This window comes from Bacillus sp. JHAA (assembly GCF_036961585.1).
Classification (GTDB): domain Bacteria; phylum Bacillota; class Bacilli; order Bacillales; family Bacillaceae; genus Bacillus; species Bacillus velezensis.
On the sequence record NZ_JBAMDE010000004.1, the window covers coordinates 216,719 to 234,597 of the forward strand.

17 protein-coding genes are annotated in these 17,879 nt (G+C 49.6%); 13 read left to right on the forward strand and 4 right to left on the reverse strand.

The features are described 5' to 3' along the window. The first annotated feature begins 12 nt into the window (after positions 1-12). Positions 13-240, forward strand: coding sequence for a non-oxidative hydroxyarylic acid decarboxylases subunit D (locus tag V7728_RS11160; protein ID WP_007410250.1), 228 nt, complete (start codon positions 13-15; stop codon positions 238-240). After that, positions 240-701 carry a hypothetical protein gene (locus tag V7728_RS11165; protein WP_082998963.1) on the forward strand — a complete coding sequence of 154 codons (462 nt, stop codon included), beginning with the start codon at positions 240-242 and terminating at the stop codon, positions 699-701. The genes V7728_RS11160 and V7728_RS11165 overlap by 1 nt, the downstream gene beginning before the upstream one ends. A gap of 48 nt (positions 702-749) precedes the next feature. Here the strand turns inward: V7728_RS11165 and V7728_RS11170 are convergent, their stop codons facing one another. Next, on the reverse strand, positions 750-2,228 hold the full coding sequence (locus V7728_RS11170; protein WP_012116786.1) for a peptide MFS transporter: 1,479 nt from the start codon (positions 2,226-2,228) through the stop codon (positions 750-752). 278 nt (positions 2,229-2,506) lie between these two features. On the opposite strand from V7728_RS11170, the gene V7728_RS11175 reads away from it, so the two are divergent. Beyond that, positions 2,507-4,252 (forward strand): right-handed parallel beta-helix repeat-containing protein, encoded by a 1,746-nt coding sequence (locus V7728_RS11175; protein ID WP_082998964.1) that lies wholly within the window; start codon positions 2,507-2,509, stop codon positions 4,250-4,252. Between the two features lie 92 nt (positions 4,253-4,344). On the opposite strand, the gene V7728_RS11180 is transcribed toward V7728_RS11175, so the two are convergent. Next, complete coding sequence (locus V7728_RS11180) at positions 4,345-4,566, reverse strand: hypothetical protein (protein ID WP_007410254.1); 222 nt, start codon at positions 4,564-4,566, stop codon at positions 4,345-4,347. Between the two features lie 121 nt (positions 4,567-4,687). Between V7728_RS11180 and gerKA the strand changes: the two genes are divergently transcribed. From gerKA to V7728_RS11230, 10 genes are all read left to right on the forward strand, one after another. Then, complete coding sequence (gene gerKA / locus V7728_RS11185) at positions 4,688-6,328, forward strand: spore germination protein GerKA (protein ID WP_039252803.1); 1,641 nt, start codon at positions 4,688-4,690, stop codon at positions 6,326-6,328. Next, positions 6,315-7,541, forward strand: a complete 1,227-nt coding sequence (locus V7728_RS11190; RefSeq protein WP_059366577.1) for a Ger(x)C family spore germination protein — start codon at positions 6,315-6,317, stop codon at positions 7,539-7,541. Before gerKA ends, V7728_RS11190 begins: the two co-directional genes overlap by 14 nt. 24 nt (positions 7,542-7,565) lie before the next feature. After that, positions 7,566-8,684, forward strand: coding sequence for a GerAB/ArcD/ProY family transporter (locus V7728_RS11195; protein WP_059366578.1), 1,119 nt, complete (start codon positions 7,566-7,568; stop codon positions 8,682-8,684). Positions 8,685-8,853: 169 nt separating this feature from the next. Further along, positions 8,854-10,179 (forward strand): LLM class flavin-dependent oxidoreductase, encoded by a 1,326-nt coding sequence (locus V7728_RS11200; protein WP_029326230.1) that lies wholly within the window; start codon positions 8,854-8,856, stop codon positions 10,177-10,179. Positions 10,180-10,192: 13 nt separating this feature from the next. Continuing rightward, the gene (locus V7728_RS11205; RefSeq protein ID WP_003156352.1) at positions 10,193-10,684 is read left to right on the forward strand and encodes a GNAT family N-acetyltransferase; all 492 of its coding nucleotides are present in this window, start codon (positions 10,193-10,195) and stop codon (positions 10,682-10,684) included. A 28-nt stretch (positions 10,685-10,712) separates the two neighbouring features. Beyond that, a complete protein-coding gene (locus V7728_RS11210; RefSeq protein WP_020955317.1) occupies positions 10,713-11,504 on the forward strand; it encodes an amino acid ABC transporter substrate-binding protein in 792 nt (263 codons plus the stop codon). Positions 11,505-11,526: 22 nt separating this feature from the next. Then, the gene (locus V7728_RS11215; protein ID WP_007410261.1) at positions 11,527-12,201 is read left to right on the forward strand and encodes an amino acid ABC transporter permease; all 675 of its coding nucleotides are present in this window, start codon (positions 11,527-11,529) and stop codon (positions 12,199-12,201) included. Positions 12,202-12,214: 13 nt separating this feature from the next. Further along, positions 12,215-12,964 carry an amino acid ABC transporter ATP-binding protein gene (locus V7728_RS11220; protein WP_003156349.1) on the forward strand — a complete coding sequence of 250 codons (750 nt, stop codon included), beginning with the start codon at positions 12,215-12,217 and terminating at the stop codon, positions 12,962-12,964. Between the two features lie 17 nt (positions 12,965-12,981). Beyond that, positions 12,982-14,133 (forward strand): M20 peptidase aminoacylase family protein, encoded by a 1,152-nt coding sequence (locus V7728_RS11225; RefSeq protein ID WP_007410263.1) that lies wholly within the window; start codon positions 12,982-12,984, stop codon positions 14,131-14,133. Next, positions 14,130-15,476, forward strand: a complete 1,347-nt coding sequence (locus tag V7728_RS11230; protein WP_099566392.1) for an MmgE/PrpD family protein — start codon at positions 14,130-14,132, stop codon at positions 15,474-15,476. The genes V7728_RS11225 and V7728_RS11230 overlap by 4 nt, the downstream gene beginning before the upstream one ends. Positions 15,477-15,579: 103 nt before the next feature. Here V7728_RS11230 and V7728_RS11235 read toward each other — a convergent pair whose 3' ends face one another. Then, on the reverse strand, positions 15,580-16,263 hold the full coding sequence (locus V7728_RS11235) for an ABC transporter ATP-binding protein (RefSeq protein WP_099566393.1): 684 nt from the start codon (positions 16,261-16,263) through the stop codon (positions 15,580-15,582). A gap of 14 nt (positions 16,264-16,277) precedes the next feature. Further along, positions 16,278-17,714: an ABC transporter permease gene (locus V7728_RS11240; protein ID WP_099566394.1), complete on the reverse strand. Its 1,437-nt coding sequence runs from the start codon at positions 17,712-17,714 to the stop codon at positions 16,278-16,280. Positions 17,715-17,879: the final 165 nt, after the last annotated feature.

The window sequence follows — 17,879 nt, forward strand, 5'->3', positions numbered from 1 at the left end:
GATGAGGTTGCAATGAAAACTTGCCCGCGCTGTGAATCGAAAAAAGGAGAAACCGTCAGCCAATCGCCGGTCAAAGGCGCTTGGGAAATTTACCAATGCCAAACCTGCTTTTTCACATGGAGATCCTGTGAACCGGAAAGCATCACGAATCCGGCGGCATTCAACCCGGCATTTAAAATTGATCCGAAAGAAACGGAGACGGCCGCACATGTTCCCGCTGTTCCGGAAAGAAAAGCGTAATGATGACGGAGCACTTGCCGGAGGCGCTTTACACGCTTTTAGACGGGACGGAGCTTGAAAAAAAGCAGCACGACGCATTTGTGCTCCAATCCGTGACAAAAGAAGGCCGCCCGCACGCGGCCATGATCAGCGCCGGTGAAATCGTGGCCGTGAGCAGAACAAATCTCCGGATCGCCTTATGGAAAAACACGACGACCGTAAGAAGCCTTCTGCATTCGGGACAAGCTCTTTTCATCGCCTGGCACGGAGGAGCCGCATATTACGTCACATTGGAATGTGAGGCGCTTCCGCCGCTGAAAGAGGCGAAACACGAGCGGGAACGGTTCAGCTGCCGCGTGATCACCGTCAAGGAAGATCGGGCGAAATACGCGGATCTGACATCCGGACCGGCCATCCAGCTCCACGAACCGGAAGATGTCTTGAAGAGATGGAGAGAAACGCTTGAGGAGTTAAAACAATAGACGCATCAAAAAAGCCTGCGGACGATTCCGCAGGCTTTTCTTTATCTGTTATTGTACGCCTTTCATCGCCCGTTTAATGACGGGAGACAGAAGAATCAAAATAATACCGAGAATGATCGAAACAAGACCGATTGAGCCGAAGTAGGCCGCTTCAGAAATCTTATCAAACAAACCGACTACTTTTGCGTTCAGGGCTTGACCGCAGGCGTTTGTTAAAAACCACATGCTCATCGTCTGCGCTGAGAAAGCGGCAGGCGCAAGTTTTGTTGTGACGGATAAACCGACCGGTGAAAGGCAAAGCTCACCAAGCACAACCAAAAGGAAGCTGAGCACAAGCCAAAGCGGGCTCACAAGCTCACCGCTCCCGCCCATAACCGGAAGCACCATGACTAAAAATGATAATCCGGCAAGGATAATGCCGATGGCGAATTTAATCGGTGTTGAAGGCTGGCGTTTGCCAAGCTTCATCCAGATCCAGGCGAACACCGGCGCGAAAATAACGATGAATAACGGGTTCAGAGACTGGAACCATGAAGACTCAAGATGCATGCCCGCAAAGGAAAGTCTCGTGCGCTGATCCGCATATAAAGCAAGAATCGTCGCGCCCTGCTCCTGAATCGCCCAGAACATTGCCGCTGCAACAAACAGCGGAACATAAGCCGCAAGCCGTGATTTTTCCGTTTTCGTCGCTTTTTTGCTCGTGAACATCACGATAAAGTAAATAACCGGAATGACAATGCCGAGGATACTGACGGTATCAATCACACGCTGGATCGTCAGCCAGCCGGTTTGAATCAGAACGATGATAACTGCTGCTGCGATGACCACTCCGATTCCCGTGCCGATCACTGATGATTTAGAAATCGGATTCGGTACATTGGAGCCTGCTTTGCCGAGGTATTTCTTTCTCGTAAGAGCGAAAACAATCAGTCCGAGGAACATACCGGCCGCGGCGCATCCGAAGCCTAAGTGGTAGTTGTACTTCTGTCCGAGTGTTCCGACAATTAGCGGCGCAAGCAATCCGCCGAGGTTGATCCCCATGTAAAAGATGCTGAAACCTGAGTCGCGGCGCTCGTCTTCCTTCGTATATAAATCTCCGACAACGCTGGATACGTTTGGTTTAAGCAGGCCGGTTCCGATAATAATCAGAGCCATGCTGGTAAAAAACGCCGCCGTGCTGCCAGGGAAGGCAAGAGCGATGTGCCCGAACATAATTAAAATTCCGCCGTAAAATACGGTGTTTGCCGTGCCGAATACCCGGTCGGCCAGCCATCCGCCGATGACGCTCGACATGTATACGAGAGACCCGTATATGGACATGATGGCAACTGCGGTCGTTTTATCAAAGCCGAGACCGCCATGAGCGACTTCCGTGTATAAATAGTAAAGCAATATGGCTCTCATACCATAGTAGGAGAAACGCTCCCAAAATTCGGTGAAAAACAGTGTAAACAAGCCGCGGGGATGACCGAAAAAGCCTCGTTGCGGCACAGTTTCTGTTATAGAGTCCTTATCAATAGATGCCACCTGAGCCAACCCTTTCTTAAAAAAGTGTATTACAAAAATCATATTCTTATATAATACTTGTGTCAATATAATTTATACTGAATTCAAAAAATTCCAGAATGAAAAGATATTAAAACGTTGAATATAGACGAATTTTCCTAATTCCAATGACTTATTTTGTTATATTATCTGACTAAACTATCTTTATAAACTTTTTTAATAAAATTTAAAGTATGTACAGGCGGAGCGGGATATGGCGGAATAAGATGACAATAAGAGAGGAAGGAGGAGATTATCACTTGCCGAATCGTATATTGGATATTACGGATTGCGGTGTGGCGGCAGACGGAAAAACCGATGTGACGGGCGCCATCAACCAATGCTTGGCCAAGGCCGTCAGCGAAGGCTGTCATACGGTGTTTTTTCCGCCGGGAACCTATAAAATCAACGGCACGCTTGGCGGGGACAGCAGCCAGCCGTTTCGGAACGCCGGGATTAACGTGCCGAGCCATCTCACCATCGTTTTAGATCCGGAATGCACGATTAAAGTGGCGCCGAACAGCTCCTGGGGCTACTCGGCTTTCTATATAGGCAGGCGGGAAAATGTCACCATCACCGGCGGCCGGATCATCGGCGAACGGGATGAACACACGTATACCAATGTCCCTTTGCGTTCGACCCATGAATGGGGGTTTGGAATCTGTATTGAAGGCAGCAGCAATGTGCTGATCGAAAATGTGAAGATTTCGGATTTTACGGGAGACGGCATTATTGTCAGCCCGCTCGGGTTAAAAACAAACAGTGATTACGAAACTTCAGAACAGGTGACCATCCGCCGCTGTGAGATCAGGCAGTCAAGGCGAAACAACATTTCAATCACCGGCTGCAATACCGTTACGGTGGAAGAATGCGTGATTGAAGACGCCGGGCAAGGGAACGGAACGGCTCCGAAATTCGGAATCGATATTGAATCGTACGGAGAAGGCGATATTGATTATGAAGAAGCTCTTCATATTACGGTCCGCAACAACTTCTTTTCCGGAAACGCCGCAAGCTCAGTCACCAATTTTAACGGATATCATGTGTTAATTGAAGGAAATCATTCCGATAACACAATCAGCTACGGGTATGGGGCACATACCGTCATTTCGGGGAATGTCTTCTTTCGGTCAGACGGCGGCTCAAGGACCGCAGTCGCCGGACAAGGTGTGTCACAAGGACAGGACAGCAGCAATGCCGTCATTTCCAACAATCTGATTACCGGTTTTTCCACCGGAATAGATGTAAGGGGAAAAAGCGTCCTCGTCACCCATAACAAAATCAGTCAATTTGAAAATACGGGCATTTCCGTCTATCAGGCAGAAGATGTGACCGTTGACGGCAATGTCATTGAAAACGGACGTTCCGAAACGAGACGAAGCACTGGGATGCGGGCGACGCTGTCGGAAAACGCCGTCTTTATGAATAATACTCTGAATCAGGTAACGGACGGAATCAGCATGTCGGCCGGCAATATCACCGTAAAACAAAATGTGCTGACATCGTTCAGCCGGGGCATATGGGTCACAGGCGGAAATGCCGTTATTGAAGGAAATACGCTGATTCCGAATGCGTATCAGGGCGCCGCGGAGTCCTATGCCGTATCTGTGACAAATGACGCCAGGGCTGTCATCAAGGGAAATCTCTTCAAAAGCTACAAAAACTATCCCATTTTCAGTTCAACATCCTCGGGAACCTCTGTCATCAGCAACCGCTTTGAATCATCACCGCTTATCGTTACCGTGTATCTGAATTCAGGCACGCATGAAGTCATAGACAATACGCTCACGATCAACCGAACGGCGGGCAGCCCGATCGGCATCTATCTGAACGGAGCCTCAAATTCCCTCGTGTCGGGCAATACCATCAACAACCTTTCCGCCGCTTCTGCTTCCGCCATACAAACCAATTCTTCCGCAAGTACTAAAATCATCGGCAACCGCATTATCAAAGGCGTCATTGTGAAACACGCGACAGATACGGACAGCGGAAATATCGTCATCTGAAAACAATCTGCATCGGAAAAATAAAAAGAACACATGAACTCCGAAAGAAGGAGGGATGTGTTCTTTTTTGAAACAATACAGCCGTGCGCCTGTCAGGCATCTTTTTTACCTGATTTATATAAAACGATCATTTCTCTGATTAAAAAGAGGGCGAATAAAAACAGCATCAGCCATTCTGAGAAGGTGGTCAATTTAAAAGCGGACAGGTTGTTTTGGACCGCTCCATAGAAACTGAAACCTTGCAGCATATCTATCGTTACTGAAATGATCAGACAGGCAGCCAGCAAAAAAAATGAAACCCCCAATATTTTCATGCGCATCACTCTCCCTTTTTATCCTTTTCGATTACGCAGAACTTATACAGACTTTCCGCCGTGCATAATCTTTTGCCGTACAGGAAGAATATGAAAAAAACGAGGAAAGGTTTTTTGCGATATGCCGCCATTTTTTAAGCAGAAGAAACAAAAAAAAGCCGATCAAAACGACCGTGACAATGAAGGCAGAAAAGAAGCGGACAGCCAGCCGGACAAAGAGCGGGATGAGCCGATCTCCCTCAGCTTAAAGCAAAATATGAAGAAGCTGTCTGAGAGGTTCGGCAACAGTGCCGATGTCGTCATCCGCCGGCTTAAAATCGGAAAAGAAGAGCTTCCGGCCGCAATTGTGTATATCGCCGGTTTGGTAGACGAACAGCTCGTCAGCCAATCCCTTCTGGAGGATTTAATCGACATCCCGTCCGTTCAGCCGGAACAAGCGGTCTGCCTGATATACGATAAAACGCTTGCGATCGGCGGGGTGAAAGAGGCAGAAAAATGGAAAAGTCTTTATGCCGGGCTGGTGGCGGGCAGCACGCTCATTTTTGTCGACGGGGCTGACAAGGCGCTGATCGCCAGCACGGAAGGGGGAGAGCACCGGTCCATTCAAGAGCCGAGCACTCAGGTCTCTTTCCGCGGCCCGCGGCAGGGATTCACTGAATCTCTGCAAACCAATATTTCCATGATCCGCAGGTATGTAAAAACGCCTGATGTATGGGTTGAAAAAATGGAGATCGGACACGAAACGAATACGGATGTCGCGCTGATGTATATTAACGGAATTTGCGATAAAAAGCTGATTAAGGAAGTCCGCAAGCGGCTGAAGCACATTGACATCGACAGCATTCTGGAATCCGGCTACATTGAACAGCTCATTGAAGACGCGCCGTTTTCTGTGTTTCCCACCGTATATCATACGGAGCGGCCGGACGTTGTGGCGGGGAATCTGCTGGAAGGACGATTTGCGATTATCGTGGACGGAACGCCGTTCGTTCTCATCGCGCCGGCCTTATTTATTCAATTTTTTCAATCTGTTGAGGATTATTATTCACGATTTGATATCGCCACAAGCATCAGGGTGCTGCGGGTTTTGATTTTCTTCATTTCACTGGTGGCGCCGGGGATTTATGTGGCGGCGACGACCTTTCACCAGGAAATGATTCCGACGCAGCTGCTGATTGTCATCGCGGCTCAGCGGGAGACGGTGCCGTTCCCGGCCGTGATTGAAGCGCTGACGATGGAAGTGGCCTTTGAGATTCTCAGGGAGGCGGGTGTCCGGCTTCCGAGAGTTGTCGGCTCCGCCGTTTCCATAGTCGGAGCGCTTGTCATCGGCCAGGCCGCCGTACAGGCCGGCATTGTTTCCCCAGCCATGGTTATCGTCGTCGCCCTGACGGCGATTGCCAGCTTTGCGACCCCGGCTTTTGACATGGCGATATCTGCGCGGCTGATCCGGTTTCTTTTTATTCTGTCGGCGGCGGTCATGGGATTTTACGGGCTGATTCTGGGCATTATCATGATGTTTGTCCATCTGTGCGGCCTGCGTTCATTCGGATTTCCGTATATGTCCCCGCTCGCTCCTTTAACCCCGGGCGGGCTGAAGGATTCCCTTCTTCGAGCTCCGTTATGGGCGGATGAAAAAAGGCCGGGACTGCTCGTGCAGGAAAACAACAGGCGCCAAGGGGAACATCAAAGACCGAAACCGGAGACATCCAGAGGAATGGTTAATAAAGATGTAGAAGAGGGCGACGGTAATGAAAAGACGTAAATGGATGCTTATCCTTTGTACGATGGTTTCCCTTATGTTTGTATCCGGATGCTGGGATAAAAGGGAGCTGACCGATCTAGCGGTGATCTCCGCCATCGGTATTGACCGGACCGAAACGGGAAAATACGTCCTTCACTTGCAAATTATCAATCCGGGAAACGTGGCCGGCGGTCTGCAGGGCGGCGGAGCGGGAGACCGGCCTCCGGTTTCCGTCTATTCGGTGTCCGGAGACAATATGACGGAAGCTTTGAGAAAAGGCTCGATGAAAGTGTCCAGAAGGCTCTATTTTGCGCATACGAATCTCGTGGTGTTCAGTGAAAAACTGGCGAAAGAGGAAGGGCTCAGTTTTATTCTGGACAATCTTGACCGCGACACCGAATTCAGGACGACCGCAACCGTTGTGATCGCGCATAATTGCAAGGCTGAAGACATTATTAAAGTGCTGACGCCGATTGATAAAATCCCTTCCAATAAAGTGAACAAGACGCTCAGCTTCACGCAGGAACAATACGGCAGAGTCATTAAAACCAACCTTCAGGACGTTCTGATTGATCTCGCTTCTCCGACCGGGTCGCCGTTTATTCCGGGTTATGAAATGCACGGAGACGATAAAGCCGGTCCTACGATGGAAAATACGCAGACAACTGAACCGAAAGCAGTGCTGTCAGCGGACGGACTGGCGGTGTTCAAAAAGGATGGGAGGCTGGATTACTGGATTGAGGATGACGACAGTGTGGGGGCTGTATGGCTGCTCAATAGGATCAAGCATACGTTCATCAATGCGGATTGGAAGAACGTGAAGCATGCAATCAGTCTGCAGGTCACCCGCCAGAATACAAAGGTGACGGCCACTTTTCCGAACGGAAAACCGCATATTCACGTGCATGCTCAGGTCGAGGGGCTGGTGGACGCTGTCAGATACCCTTTCCATCTGTCTGATCCGCAAGTGCTGATGACGATGCAAAAGGCGCTCAGCGTGCAGCTTGAGAAAGATATCACCAAATCGATTGAAGATATAAAAGCCCATAAGAATGACTTCGTCGGCTTCGGAGACCTGATCTATCGGAAGCATCCGGACAAATGGAAAAAGTTCAAAAGGAAGTGGGATGAAGAATATTTCCCCAATCTCCCCGTAGATGTCAAAACGGAAGTCATTATCAGAAGAACGGGCTTGCGGAATAATCCTCTCTCAGACAAGCTTGAGCATGATTGATTTGAGGAGAAAGGAGCGAAGCGTATGGAAAATGCGAAAATCGGCACGCGTCAGCTGTTTATTATGATCATTTTGTTTGAATTGGGCAGTTCGTTATTGATCCCGCCGGGCACGATGGCCGGGCGGGATGCGTGGCTGTCCGTGCTTCTCGGGTGCGTTATCGGTCTCGGACTTTTCTACGTTTATCAGGCGCTGTATCAATTTTTTCCTGAGTCTTCTCCGAGAGATTACATGAACGAACTGATCGGCAGACATCTGAGCTGGGCGGTCTCCCTTCTTTATATTCTCTATTTTGCTTATATCGCCGCCCGCGTATTGCGGGATTTTGGCGAAATGCTTGTCACCTTCGCCTACCAGGACACGCCGCTTTTAATTGTGAATGCCATGCTGATGATCGCCGCAATATTTGCGGTCAGAAAGGGAATTGAAGTGATAGCGAGAGCCGGCGAGCTGCTGTTTGGCATTATGTATTTCCTGACAGCCGTCGGGCTGATCCTCATTATCAGCTCAGGCACGATAAACCTCAGATTTCTCCAGCCCGTTTTAGCGGAGGGTGCAGGAACGGTCATTTATTCCGTGTTTAAACAGACGATGTTCATCCCGTTCGGTGAATTAATCGTGTTTGTCATGATTTTCCCTTATTTAAAAGATCGGAAAAAGGTGAAGAAAACCGGATTTCTGGCGATTATCATCAGCGGGCTGTTTTTGGCAATGTCAGTGGCGATTAATATTTGTGTGCTGGACGTCAACTTAATGCTCCGCTCTCAATTTCCGCTGCTGAGCACCATACAGACAATTAAAGTGGAAGAGTTTTTAGACCGGCTGGATGTCTTTTTCATGCTCGTGCTCGTCATCGGCGGTTTTTTCAAAGTCAGCCTTTTTACATATGCGGTTGTCGTGGGCGTGTCCACGCTGTTTAAAGAAAAAAATCCGTCCCAGCTGGCCTTCCCGGTCGGATTAGGGGTGCTGATTCTCTCCATCAGCATCGCAAGCAATTTTTCGGAACACATGAATGAAGGCTTAAACATTGTGCCGATCTATATTCATCTTCCGTTTCAAGTGCTGTTCCCCGTTTTGCTGCTTATCATTGCCGTTATTAAGAAAAAGCTCAAAGGGACCGTCTATACAGTTTCGAAGAAATAACCCGGCCGGTGCGCCGGGTTTTTTAAAAAATCATGATTTTTGTCTTAATGCATTGACAAACTTGCCTGACAATTGTACATTTTGATTTATTCTTATAAAATTACTAGGAAATATAGGTTTAGTGGTGTTAATATGTTCCGAAACCGTATTTCAGAATAGAAGGAGATCCATCATGACAAAGAAAAAAGAAATCAAACTAGGTGTGTTTCTCGCGGGCACCGGCCATCATGTCGCTTCTTGGAGACATCCTCAGGCACCGGCGGACGCGAGCATGAATTTGGATTATTTCAAAGAACTGGCGAAAACAGCGGAGCGGGGGAAATTGGACATGCTGTTCTTGGCGGACAGTTTATCAATAGACGGCAAATCACATCCGAATGTGCTGACGCGCTTTGAGCCGTTTACGCTGCTGTCGGCGCTCGCTCAGGTCACATCCCGCATCGGTCTGACGGCGACCGCGTCTACCACATACAGCGAACCGTTCCATATCGCGAGACAATTTGCATCGCTTGACCATCTTTCCAACGGCCGCGCGGGCTGGAATGTCGTCACATCTTCGATTGAATCGACCGCGCTTAATTTCAGCGGCGAAAAGCATCTTGAGCACCATCTCAGATATCAGCGCGCGGAAGAATTCGTTGAAGTCGTCAAAGGATTATGGGATTCGTGGGAGGAAGACGCCTTTATCCGTGACAAAGAATCAGGAGCATTTTTCGATAAAGACAAAATGCATGAATTGAACCATAAAGGAACATATTTCTCCGTGAGAGGGCCGTTAAATGTCGCCCGCACACCTCAAGGGCGCCCGGTCATTATTCAGGCCGGATCATCAGGAGACGGAAAAGCGCTGGCCGCCAAAACGGCGGAGGTCATTTTCACCGCGCAAAATCATTTGGAGTCCGCGCAGGAATTCTATCAATCTATTAAAGAACAAGCGGCTTCTTTCGGCCGTGATCCTGAAAAAATCGCGATCATGCCGGGAATTTTTCCCGTTATCGCCGATACCGAAGAAGAAGCGCAGGCAAAATATGAAGAGCTCCAAGACCTCATCATTCCGTCTGTCGGCCTGAACATTCTGCAAAACTATCTGGGCGGCGTCGATCTTTCCGCCTGCCCGCTTGACGGCCCGCTGCCTGAATTGGATGCGGATGCGTCGAATGCCGTTAAAAGCCGCTTCAAGCTCGTTCAGGAGATGGCCAAACGCGATAACATGACCATCCGCGAGCTGTACAAATATGTGGCGGGTTCAAGAGGCCATCATATCTTTGTCGGAACGCCAGAACAGCTTGCCGATAAGATGGAAGAATGGGTCGGAAAACAAGCTTGTGACGGTTTCAACATCATGCCGCCGCTTTTGCCTGAAGGTCTCACTCTTTTTGTAGACAAAGTGATTCCGATTTTACAAGAACGGGGCGTGTTCAGAAAAGAGTATGAAGGAACGACGCTGAGAGAACATTTCGGACTGGAAAAACCGGCAAACCGATATGCCGACTGAAGGAGGGCTTATCATGTCAAGACAATACCGGCTCGCAACGGAGGCAGACGCTGATGAGCTGCTTTCACTGACACTGCGGGCGTATGAACCGATCCGCAAGCTCGGCATCAACTTTGCCGCTGCCACGGCGGATAAAGAACTCGTTTTGAATAACATACAAAAAAACGCCTGTTACGTTTTGGAGGAAGACGGCCGGATTCTGGCGACGATTTCTCTGCGGATGCCGTGGGGGCCGAATCCCGGGCCGTACGGTGTTCCTCATATTTGGTGGTTTGCCGTCGATCCTGAAACCGGAAAAAAAGGGACGGGCTCAGACATGCTGGAGTGGCTGGAGAATACAGTGCTCCGCGACACATTAAAAGCGCCTTTCGTGTCACTGGGCACAGCGGATAAGCATCCGTGGCTGATCGGCATGTACGAGCGGAAAGGCTACGTCCGTGCAGGCGAAAAGGATCTAGGAAAAGGGCACATCACCATCTATTTAAAAAAACAATTGCAGGATTAACATATTAATAGGAAAAGGCGGGATTTTAATGAAGAAGAAAACATGGGCTTTGCTGCTGTCTGCCGCGCTTTTGGCGGTCTTATCAGCATGCGGAAACGGAAAAGAAAGCGAAGGCGGCGATAACGTACTGCATGTCGGCGCCACGGGACAAAGCTATCCGTTCGCATATAAAGAAAATGGCAAGCTGACCGGCTTTGACGTGGATGTCATGGAAGCCGTCGCGAAAAAAATCAACATGAAACTGGACTGGAAGCTGCTTGAATTCAGCGGACTGATGGGAGAGCTCCAGACCGGCAAACTCGACACCATCTCTAACCAGGTCGCTGTCACGGACGAACGCGAGAAAACGTATAACTTCACAGAACCGTATTCGTATGCGGGCACTCAAATCGTCGTCAAAAACGATAACAAAGACATCAAATCAGTCAACGATCTAAAAGGAAAAACAGTGGCGGCCGTTCTGGGCTCAAACCACGCGAAAAACCTTGAGAGCAAGGACCCGGATAAAAAAATCAACATGAAAACATATGAAACACAAGAAGGCACGCTGAAAGACGTGGCTTACGGACGGGTTGACGCTTATGTAAACAGCCGCAGCGTCCTGATCGCCCAGATCAAAAAGACCGGTCTGCCTCTGAAATTAGCAGGAGACCCGATTGTCTATGAAAAAGTCGCTTTCCCGTTTGCGAAAGATGCGGCTCACGATAAAATCCGCAAAAAAGTAAACAAAGCCATTGAAGACCTGCGAAAAGACGGCACGCTGAAAAAGCTGTCTGAAAAGTACTTTAAAGAAGATATCACAACAGAAGCAAAGCATTAAGAAACGGCGGTGAAAATCGAGAATGAACAGCATTGATTGGGGATTTATGTTTTCAGCTTTTCCCGCGTTAATCGAAGCCTTGCCGATCACATTACTAATGGCCGTCGCGGCCATGGTATTTGCCGTGATCGGCGGCCTTATATTAGCGCTTATCACAAAAAATCGTGTTCCTGTGCTTCACCAGCTGTCAAAGGTGTATATTTCATTTTTCCGGGGCGTGCCGACGCTCGTCCAGCTTTTCTTAATTTATTACGGCCTGCCTCAGCTGTTTCCCGGAATGAGCAAGATGACGGCGTTAACCGCGGCGATTATCGGGTTAAGCCTGAAGAATGCCGCCTACTTGGCTGAAATCTTCCGCGCGGCGCTCAACTCAGTCGATGAGGGGCAGCTTGAAGCCTGTCTGTCTGTCGGAATGACAAAATCCCAGGCGTACAGACGAATCATTTTCCCGCAAGCCGTCAGAAACGCGCTTCCCGCGACGGGAAATACGTTTATCGGCCTGTTAAAAGAAACATCGCTCGCCTTTACATTAGGAGTGATGGAAATGTTCGCCCAAGGAAAAATGTACGCATCAGGCAACCTCAAATATTTTGAGACGTATTTAGCCGTCGCGGTCATGTACTGGATTCTTACGATTATTTACAGTGTGCTGCAGGATCTGCTCGAACGGGCGATCAGCAAGCCTTATCGCACATAGGAGGAGGCTCAGGATGATACAAGTCAGACATATTCGAAAAGCATTTAAAGACCTTACCGTACTTGACGGGATCGATCTTGAGATCAAAAGCGGCGAAGTCACGGCCATCATCGGCCCGTCAGGCTCGGGAAAATCAACGCTCCTCCGTTGTTTGAATCTGCTGGAGCGCCCGGATGACGGCATCATTGAAATCGGTGATGCAAAGCTGAATGCAGCGTCCTATTCGCGCAAAGACGTTCATAAGCTTCGCCAGCAGACGGCGATGGTGTTTCAGAATTACAACCTGTTCAAAAACAAAACCGCCCTGCAAAATGTGACAGAGGCGCTGATCACCGCGCAAAAGAAACCGAAAAAAGAAGCGGAACAGATCGGTATGGATCTGCTGCGGCAAGTCGGTTTAGAACACAAAGCGGACAGCTACCCGATTACGATGTCAGGCGGACAGCAGCAGCGGATCGGGATTGCGCGCGCCTTGGCCGTTGATCCTCACGCGATTTTACTGGATGAACCGACTTCGGCCCTTGACCCTGAGCTTGTAGCCGGGGTGCTCCAAGTCATCAAATCAATTGCCGAAAAACAGACAACCATGATCATCGTCACGCATGAGATGGCTTTTGCGCGTGAAGTGGCCGACAAAGTTATTTTTATGGCGGACGGACGCATCATCGAACAGGGAACGCCGGAAGAGCTGTTTGACAATCCGCAGAACGAACGGACGAAAAAATTTATTAAGCAAGTGGGAGAGCCCGCCGAACTTGTCTAAGAAGGGAAGAAGAAGAAATGGCAAATGAAACGTATGAATCATTAAACAAACGTTTAATCAATATCCGCCGCGACCTTCATGAACACCCTGAGCTGTCAGGCGAGGAATACGAAACGACGAATAAAATCCGCCGCTGGCTGGAGGAAGAAGGAATTACGGTTCTTGATATGCCGAAACTTCAAACCGGAGTGATCGCTGAAATCAAAGGAGACAAAAGCGGCCCCGTCATCGCCGTCAGAGCGGACATCGACGCATTGCCGATCGAAGAGAAAACAAACCTTCCGTTTGCTTCGCGCAACAGCGGCGTGATGCACGCCTGCGGCCATGATTTCCATACGGCATCTATCCTCGGCACGGCTTTTTTATTAAATGAGAGAAAGCATGAGCTGAAAGGAACGGTGCGGTTTATTTTTCAGCCCGCGGAAGAAATCGCCGCCGGAGCAAGACAGGTCATTGAAGCCGGCGCGCTTGACGGTGTATCGGCGATATTCGGCATGCATAACAAACCTGACCTCCCCGTCGGCACGGTCGGTCTGAAAGAAGGCCCGCTGATGGCGAGTGTCGACCGCTTTGAAATCACTGTTAAAGGAAAAGGCGGCCACGCCGGAATCCCTGATAACAGCATTGATCCGATTCAGGCGGCAGGGCAGATTATCGGCGGCCTGCAATCGGTTGTCAGCAGAAATATCAGCTCGCTTTATAATGCCGTCGTCAGCATCACAAGAGTTCAAGGCGGCAGCTCTTGGAATGTCATCCCGGACCATGTTGAAATGGAAGGCACCGTCCGGACGTTTCAAAAAGAAGCGCGTGACGCTGTTCCGAAACATATGAAGCGGGTTGCCGAAGGAATCGCAGCCGGATTCGGGGCAGAGGCTGATTTCCGCTGGTATCCTTACCTTCCGTCAGTGATGAACGACGCCCGTTTCATACAGGCGGCGGAACAAACGGCTGAAAGCCTCGGGCTTCAGACCGTTCGGGCAGAACAGTCGCCCGGCGGTGAAGACTTTGCATTATATCAAGAAAAAATCCCCGGCTTCTTCGTCTGGATGGGAACAAACGGAACAGAAGAATGGCACCATCCCGCCTTCACACTCGACGAAAAAGCGCTCCCGGCAGCGGCTGAGTTTTTCGCCCGGCTTGCCGTCAATGTATTGGAGCAGACGGAATGAATACGGAAAATCTGACGGCCGGACTTGCTCAGGCCGTCATGTCGTCTGTGCCGGAAACATCCGCTGAAGCGATGAAAGAAGCGCGCAAAGGACTGCTTGATTTTACAGCGGCAGCTTTTGCGGGGAGACGGGATAAAGGAGTTGAAAAGCTGGTAAAACTGGCCGAAGAAGAAGGCGGGGTGCCGATAGCGCCGCTTATCGGCAGAAATCAAAAAACCACGCCGTCCCAATCCGCGCTCATTAACGGATTCATCGCACATGCGCTTGATTTTGACGACGTTCATTCTGATGTAAGAGGACATCCGAGCGCAGTCATCCTTCCGGCTTTGATTGCAGCCGCATCAGCCGGCCGTATAGACAAAAGCCGTTTTCTCGGTGCTTATGTGACGGGAATTGAAGTGATGGCGCGGCTCGGCGAGTCAGCTGGAAGGCATCATTACGAGAAAGGCTGGCACAATACAGGAACGTTAGGTGCCATTGCGGCCGCATGCGCCGTCGGATTCGCGGAGAATCTGAATCAAACCCAATTGCAGAAAGCAATCGGGTTTGCGGCTGCCCGTTCCGGAGGCATGAGAGTGCAATTCGGGACAGAAATGAAGCCGCTCCACGCCGGACTGGCCGCTCAAGCCGGATTGTTCGCCGTGCAGCTTGCCAAGGCCGGTTTCGGCGGCTCAGTTCATGCGCTCGACGGGGAGAAAGGTTTTTTCGGACTGTACGGCGATCTTGAACGGGCAGAAACCCTGCTTGTAAACGGGTGGGGAACACCTTGGCGGATTGTGAGCCCGGGACTTTGGTTTAAGGTTTATCCGTTTTGCTCGGCGGCTCATCATGCGGCGGACGCCATTCTCAAGCTGAAGGCCGAACATGGTCTCACTTTCGGCCAAACGGAACGGATCGACGTGATTTATCCGCCGGGCGGTGACGCTGCATTGACAGAACGGCGTCCGAAAACAGGCGAAGCGGGAAGATTCAGCGTGGAATATGTGATCACCTTAGCTTTGCACGGTAAGGATTTTTCAGTTGAACATTTCACATCCGAGCCGATTCCGGAATCCCTTCAAAAAGGATTTGAGCGGATTCACCGCAGCTGCGATGATCAAATTCAGCCGGCTGACAACGCCGTTCCGAAGGGCCGTTTTACAATTGTACGGGTCACGGCTTCCAGCGGTCATGTTTATGAAACACGTATCGACTGTCCGAAGGGAGCGCCGGGAAACGGTCTTTCTGAAAAAGACATTGAAGACAAACTCCGGCTCGCTTTACCGGGAGAAGAGAAAAAGGCGGAAGAATTGATCAAAGCAGCCGGACAATCAAATATGGACCGTTATTTACAGCTGATATAAATAAAAAGAGCGGGGGGATGCAGCCCTCGCTCTTTTTACGTTCACTTCTATTGAATAGGGGGATATAGGGTGCGCCCCTGTCTGCGCTGGCAGGGGCGCGGTATCAGGAAACGGCCGTGCCGTTTTCTTTAACCGTGAAACTTCCTCTTGATAAGCGGATGTTGATATCCGAAACTTTGGCAATTTGTTCGTCGTGCGTAACCATGATGACGCATTTGCCGTCTTTATGCGCCAGATCCTGAAAGAGCCGGACGATTTCCTTTGACGTATCCTCGTCGAGATTTCCCGTCGGCTCGTCCGCGCAAATCAAATCCGTGTTACAGCAGAAAGCCCGCGCAATTGAAACGCGCTGCTGCTGTCCGCCGCTTAATGTCAGCACCCGCTGACGGGCCTGCTGTTCGGTGATGCCGACTTTTTTCAGCATGCTGAGCGCGAACGCATCTTTGTTGTTCTCCTTAGAGTCGGTGATCTCCATCGCCGTTGTGACATTCTGGAGCGCCGTCATATACGGGATCAGATGATAAGATTGAAAGACGATAGAGACATATTGATTTCTGAATTTGGTTAATCCGATTTTGGAGATGTCTTTTCCGTTATAAAGGATGCTTCCCTCTTTAGGTGTGTCAAGGCCGCCCGCCAGAGACAGAAACGTTGTTTTCCCCGTTCCGGAGGCGCCGACAATTGTATAAAACTTCCCTTTTTCAAAGCTGATTGTTATATCCTGAAACAGCGGCTGTGATTTCTCTTGGTACCAGTAGCCGGTCTGTTGAAAGGTTAATAGGCTCATTATGCTGCCTCCTCTTACTCCTGCTTGGTCAGGATCGTTTTAGGGTGAAGCCGCATGACTGATACAGACGGCAGTAATGTGGCGATGACGGCAATTGCGACGCCGATCCCGCCAAGAATCAGAAGGTCATTCAGTGAGACGTTTACCTGCATTGTACTGATGACATCCGCGCCGGATGAATGCTGACCGAACAAGCCGCCTCCCCGCGGCATTTCTCCGCCGCCCCAGCCGCTTGTTTGCTGCTGTGAATCATTGGCTGAGCTGACCTGCTGGGAAAGAAGCTGATTTCCGAGCTGATTCGCCACAAGGCTGCCCGTGACGGATGCGATCCCGATGGCAATAACGGCGACAACCAGAATTTCCGTTAAGAATTGTCCGATGAGCTTCCAGCGCTTTTCGCCGATCGCCATCAAGACACCCATTTCATACTTGCGTTCCCTGATCGACATCATCACGATCAACCCGAGAATGACCGCGCCCGCGATGGATACAAGGTATACCACGTTTTTAGAAAATGACGCGACATTTTCAATCGGGCCGGCCATTTGCTGATACACCTGATCATTTGTCGTCAGCGTGTAGGTTTTATCAACTATGGATGTTTTTTTCGCAGCCGCAACGAATGAGTCAATATATTTGGCATCATCCATATAATAAACGGCTGAGCTGATTTTGTTTTTGTAATCAGACCCTTTTAACGCCGCCGCGGCGGTGTAAGGCGTATAGATTTTATTGTCAGGATTTAAGAATGAAAAATGCTGTGCCTGATCGTCTCCTGATGATGTTGTTTTATAGATTCCCACAATTTTAAGCTTCGTTTTCACAGAATCATCCGCTGCTGAGGATACGGTAATGGAGCCGCCGACCTTCAGCTTGTTTTGATCTGCCAGCGTTTCATTAATCACGGCGACTTTTGCGTCCGCATCTGTCTTTGTGATGGCGCGTCCGTCAGTGATTTTTGAGCTCCCGCCTGTGAAATCATCAAGCAATGCCGTAGAGAGCACGCCTTCGATCGAAATATCCGCTGAAATTATCTGTCTTCCGCCGCCTTGAAAACGGCCGTCGCCGGAACTGTTATCGGCTGATTCGCCTGAGCTTTTTATCGCATCAAAGCTTTCTGCATTTGCTGACGCTGTCGTGAGGAAGTTGTAATTTTTAACATGCTGTAAAGATGTAAGCTTCTTGGCATCTGAGACGGAAATCGGCGTTGATTCAAACGTCCTCTTTTCACCGTCTTTTTGCTGCTGCGCCATTTGCTTTTGGCGGTCAGCCTGGAGTGTGACGCTCCCGCCGAGCTGCTGCCTTGCCAGTTCGCTTGATTTCTTTGCTGCTGACTGGATCGTAAGACCGGACAGGACAAAAATGCAAATCACTGAAAACACAACCAGCTGCAAAAATGTTTTTCCCTTTTTTGCCTTCATGCTCCAAAAGGCTCTTTTTATAAAGTTCATGTCTGTTCCTCCGTGTGGGTGTCAGATCTTGTAAAACCGGCCTTCTTTAGCACCGGCCATCCGATATGTATATAGTAGGAGAAATGTATGAAAAAAATATGAACAAACTATTTCCGGATGATGAAATAAAAACTAACAATTGTGAAACCCGAAAACACCCGGGTA

What these genes read in the sequence shown, in the direction of transcription:
- V7728_RS11195 (WP_059366578.1), top strand. Translation starts at nt 7,566, where the DNA reads ATGGAAAATGCGAAAATCGGCACGCGTCAGCTGTTTATTATGATCATT.
- V7728_RS11210 (WP_020955317.1), top strand. Translation starts at nt 10,713, where the DNA reads ATGAAGAAGAAAACATGGGCTTTGCTGCTGTCTGCCGCGCTTTTGGCG.
- V7728_RS11240 (WP_099566394.1), bottom strand. Translation starts at nt 17,714, where the DNA reads ATGAACTTTATAAAAAGAGCCTTTTGGAGCATGAAGGCAAAAAAGGGA.
- V7728_RS11220 (WP_003156349.1), top strand. Translation starts at nt 12,215, where the DNA reads ATGATACAAGTCAGACATATTCGAAAAGCATTTAAAGACCTTACCGTA.
- V7728_RS11165 (WP_082998963.1), top strand. Translation starts at nt 240, where the DNA reads ATGATGACGGAGCACTTGCCGGAGGCGCTTTACACGCTTTTAGACGGG.
- V7728_RS11160 (WP_007410250.1), top strand. Translation starts at nt 13, where the DNA reads ATGAAAACTTGCCCGCGCTGTGAATCGAAAAAAGGAGAAACCGTCAGC.
- V7728_RS11230 (WP_099566392.1), top strand. Translation starts at nt 14,130, where the DNA reads ATGAATACGGAAAATCTGACGGCCGGACTTGCTCAGGCCGTCATGTCG.
- V7728_RS11205 (WP_003156352.1), top strand. Translation starts at nt 10,193, where the DNA reads ATGTCAAGACAATACCGGCTCGCAACGGAGGCAGACGCTGATGAGCTG.
- V7728_RS11235 (WP_099566393.1), bottom strand. Translation starts at nt 16,263, where the DNA reads ATGAGCCTATTAACCTTTCAACAGACCGGCTACTGGTACCAAGAGAAA.
- V7728_RS11225 (WP_007410263.1), top strand. Translation starts at nt 12,982, where the DNA reads ATGGCAAATGAAACGTATGAATCATTAAACAAACGTTTAATCAATATC.
- V7728_RS11180 (WP_007410254.1), bottom strand. Translation starts at nt 4,566, where the DNA reads ATGAAAATATTGGGGGTTTCATTTTTTTTGCTGGCTGCCTGTCTGATC.
- gerKA (WP_039252803.1), top strand. Translation starts at nt 4,688, where the DNA reads ATGCCGCCATTTTTTAAGCAGAAGAAACAAAAAAAAGCCGATCAAAAC.
- V7728_RS11190 (WP_059366577.1), top strand. Translation starts at nt 6,315, where the DNA reads ATGAAAAGACGTAAATGGATGCTTATCCTTTGTACGATGGTTTCCCTT.
- V7728_RS11215 (WP_007410261.1), top strand. Translation starts at nt 11,527, where the DNA reads ATGAACAGCATTGATTGGGGATTTATGTTTTCAGCTTTTCCCGCGTTA.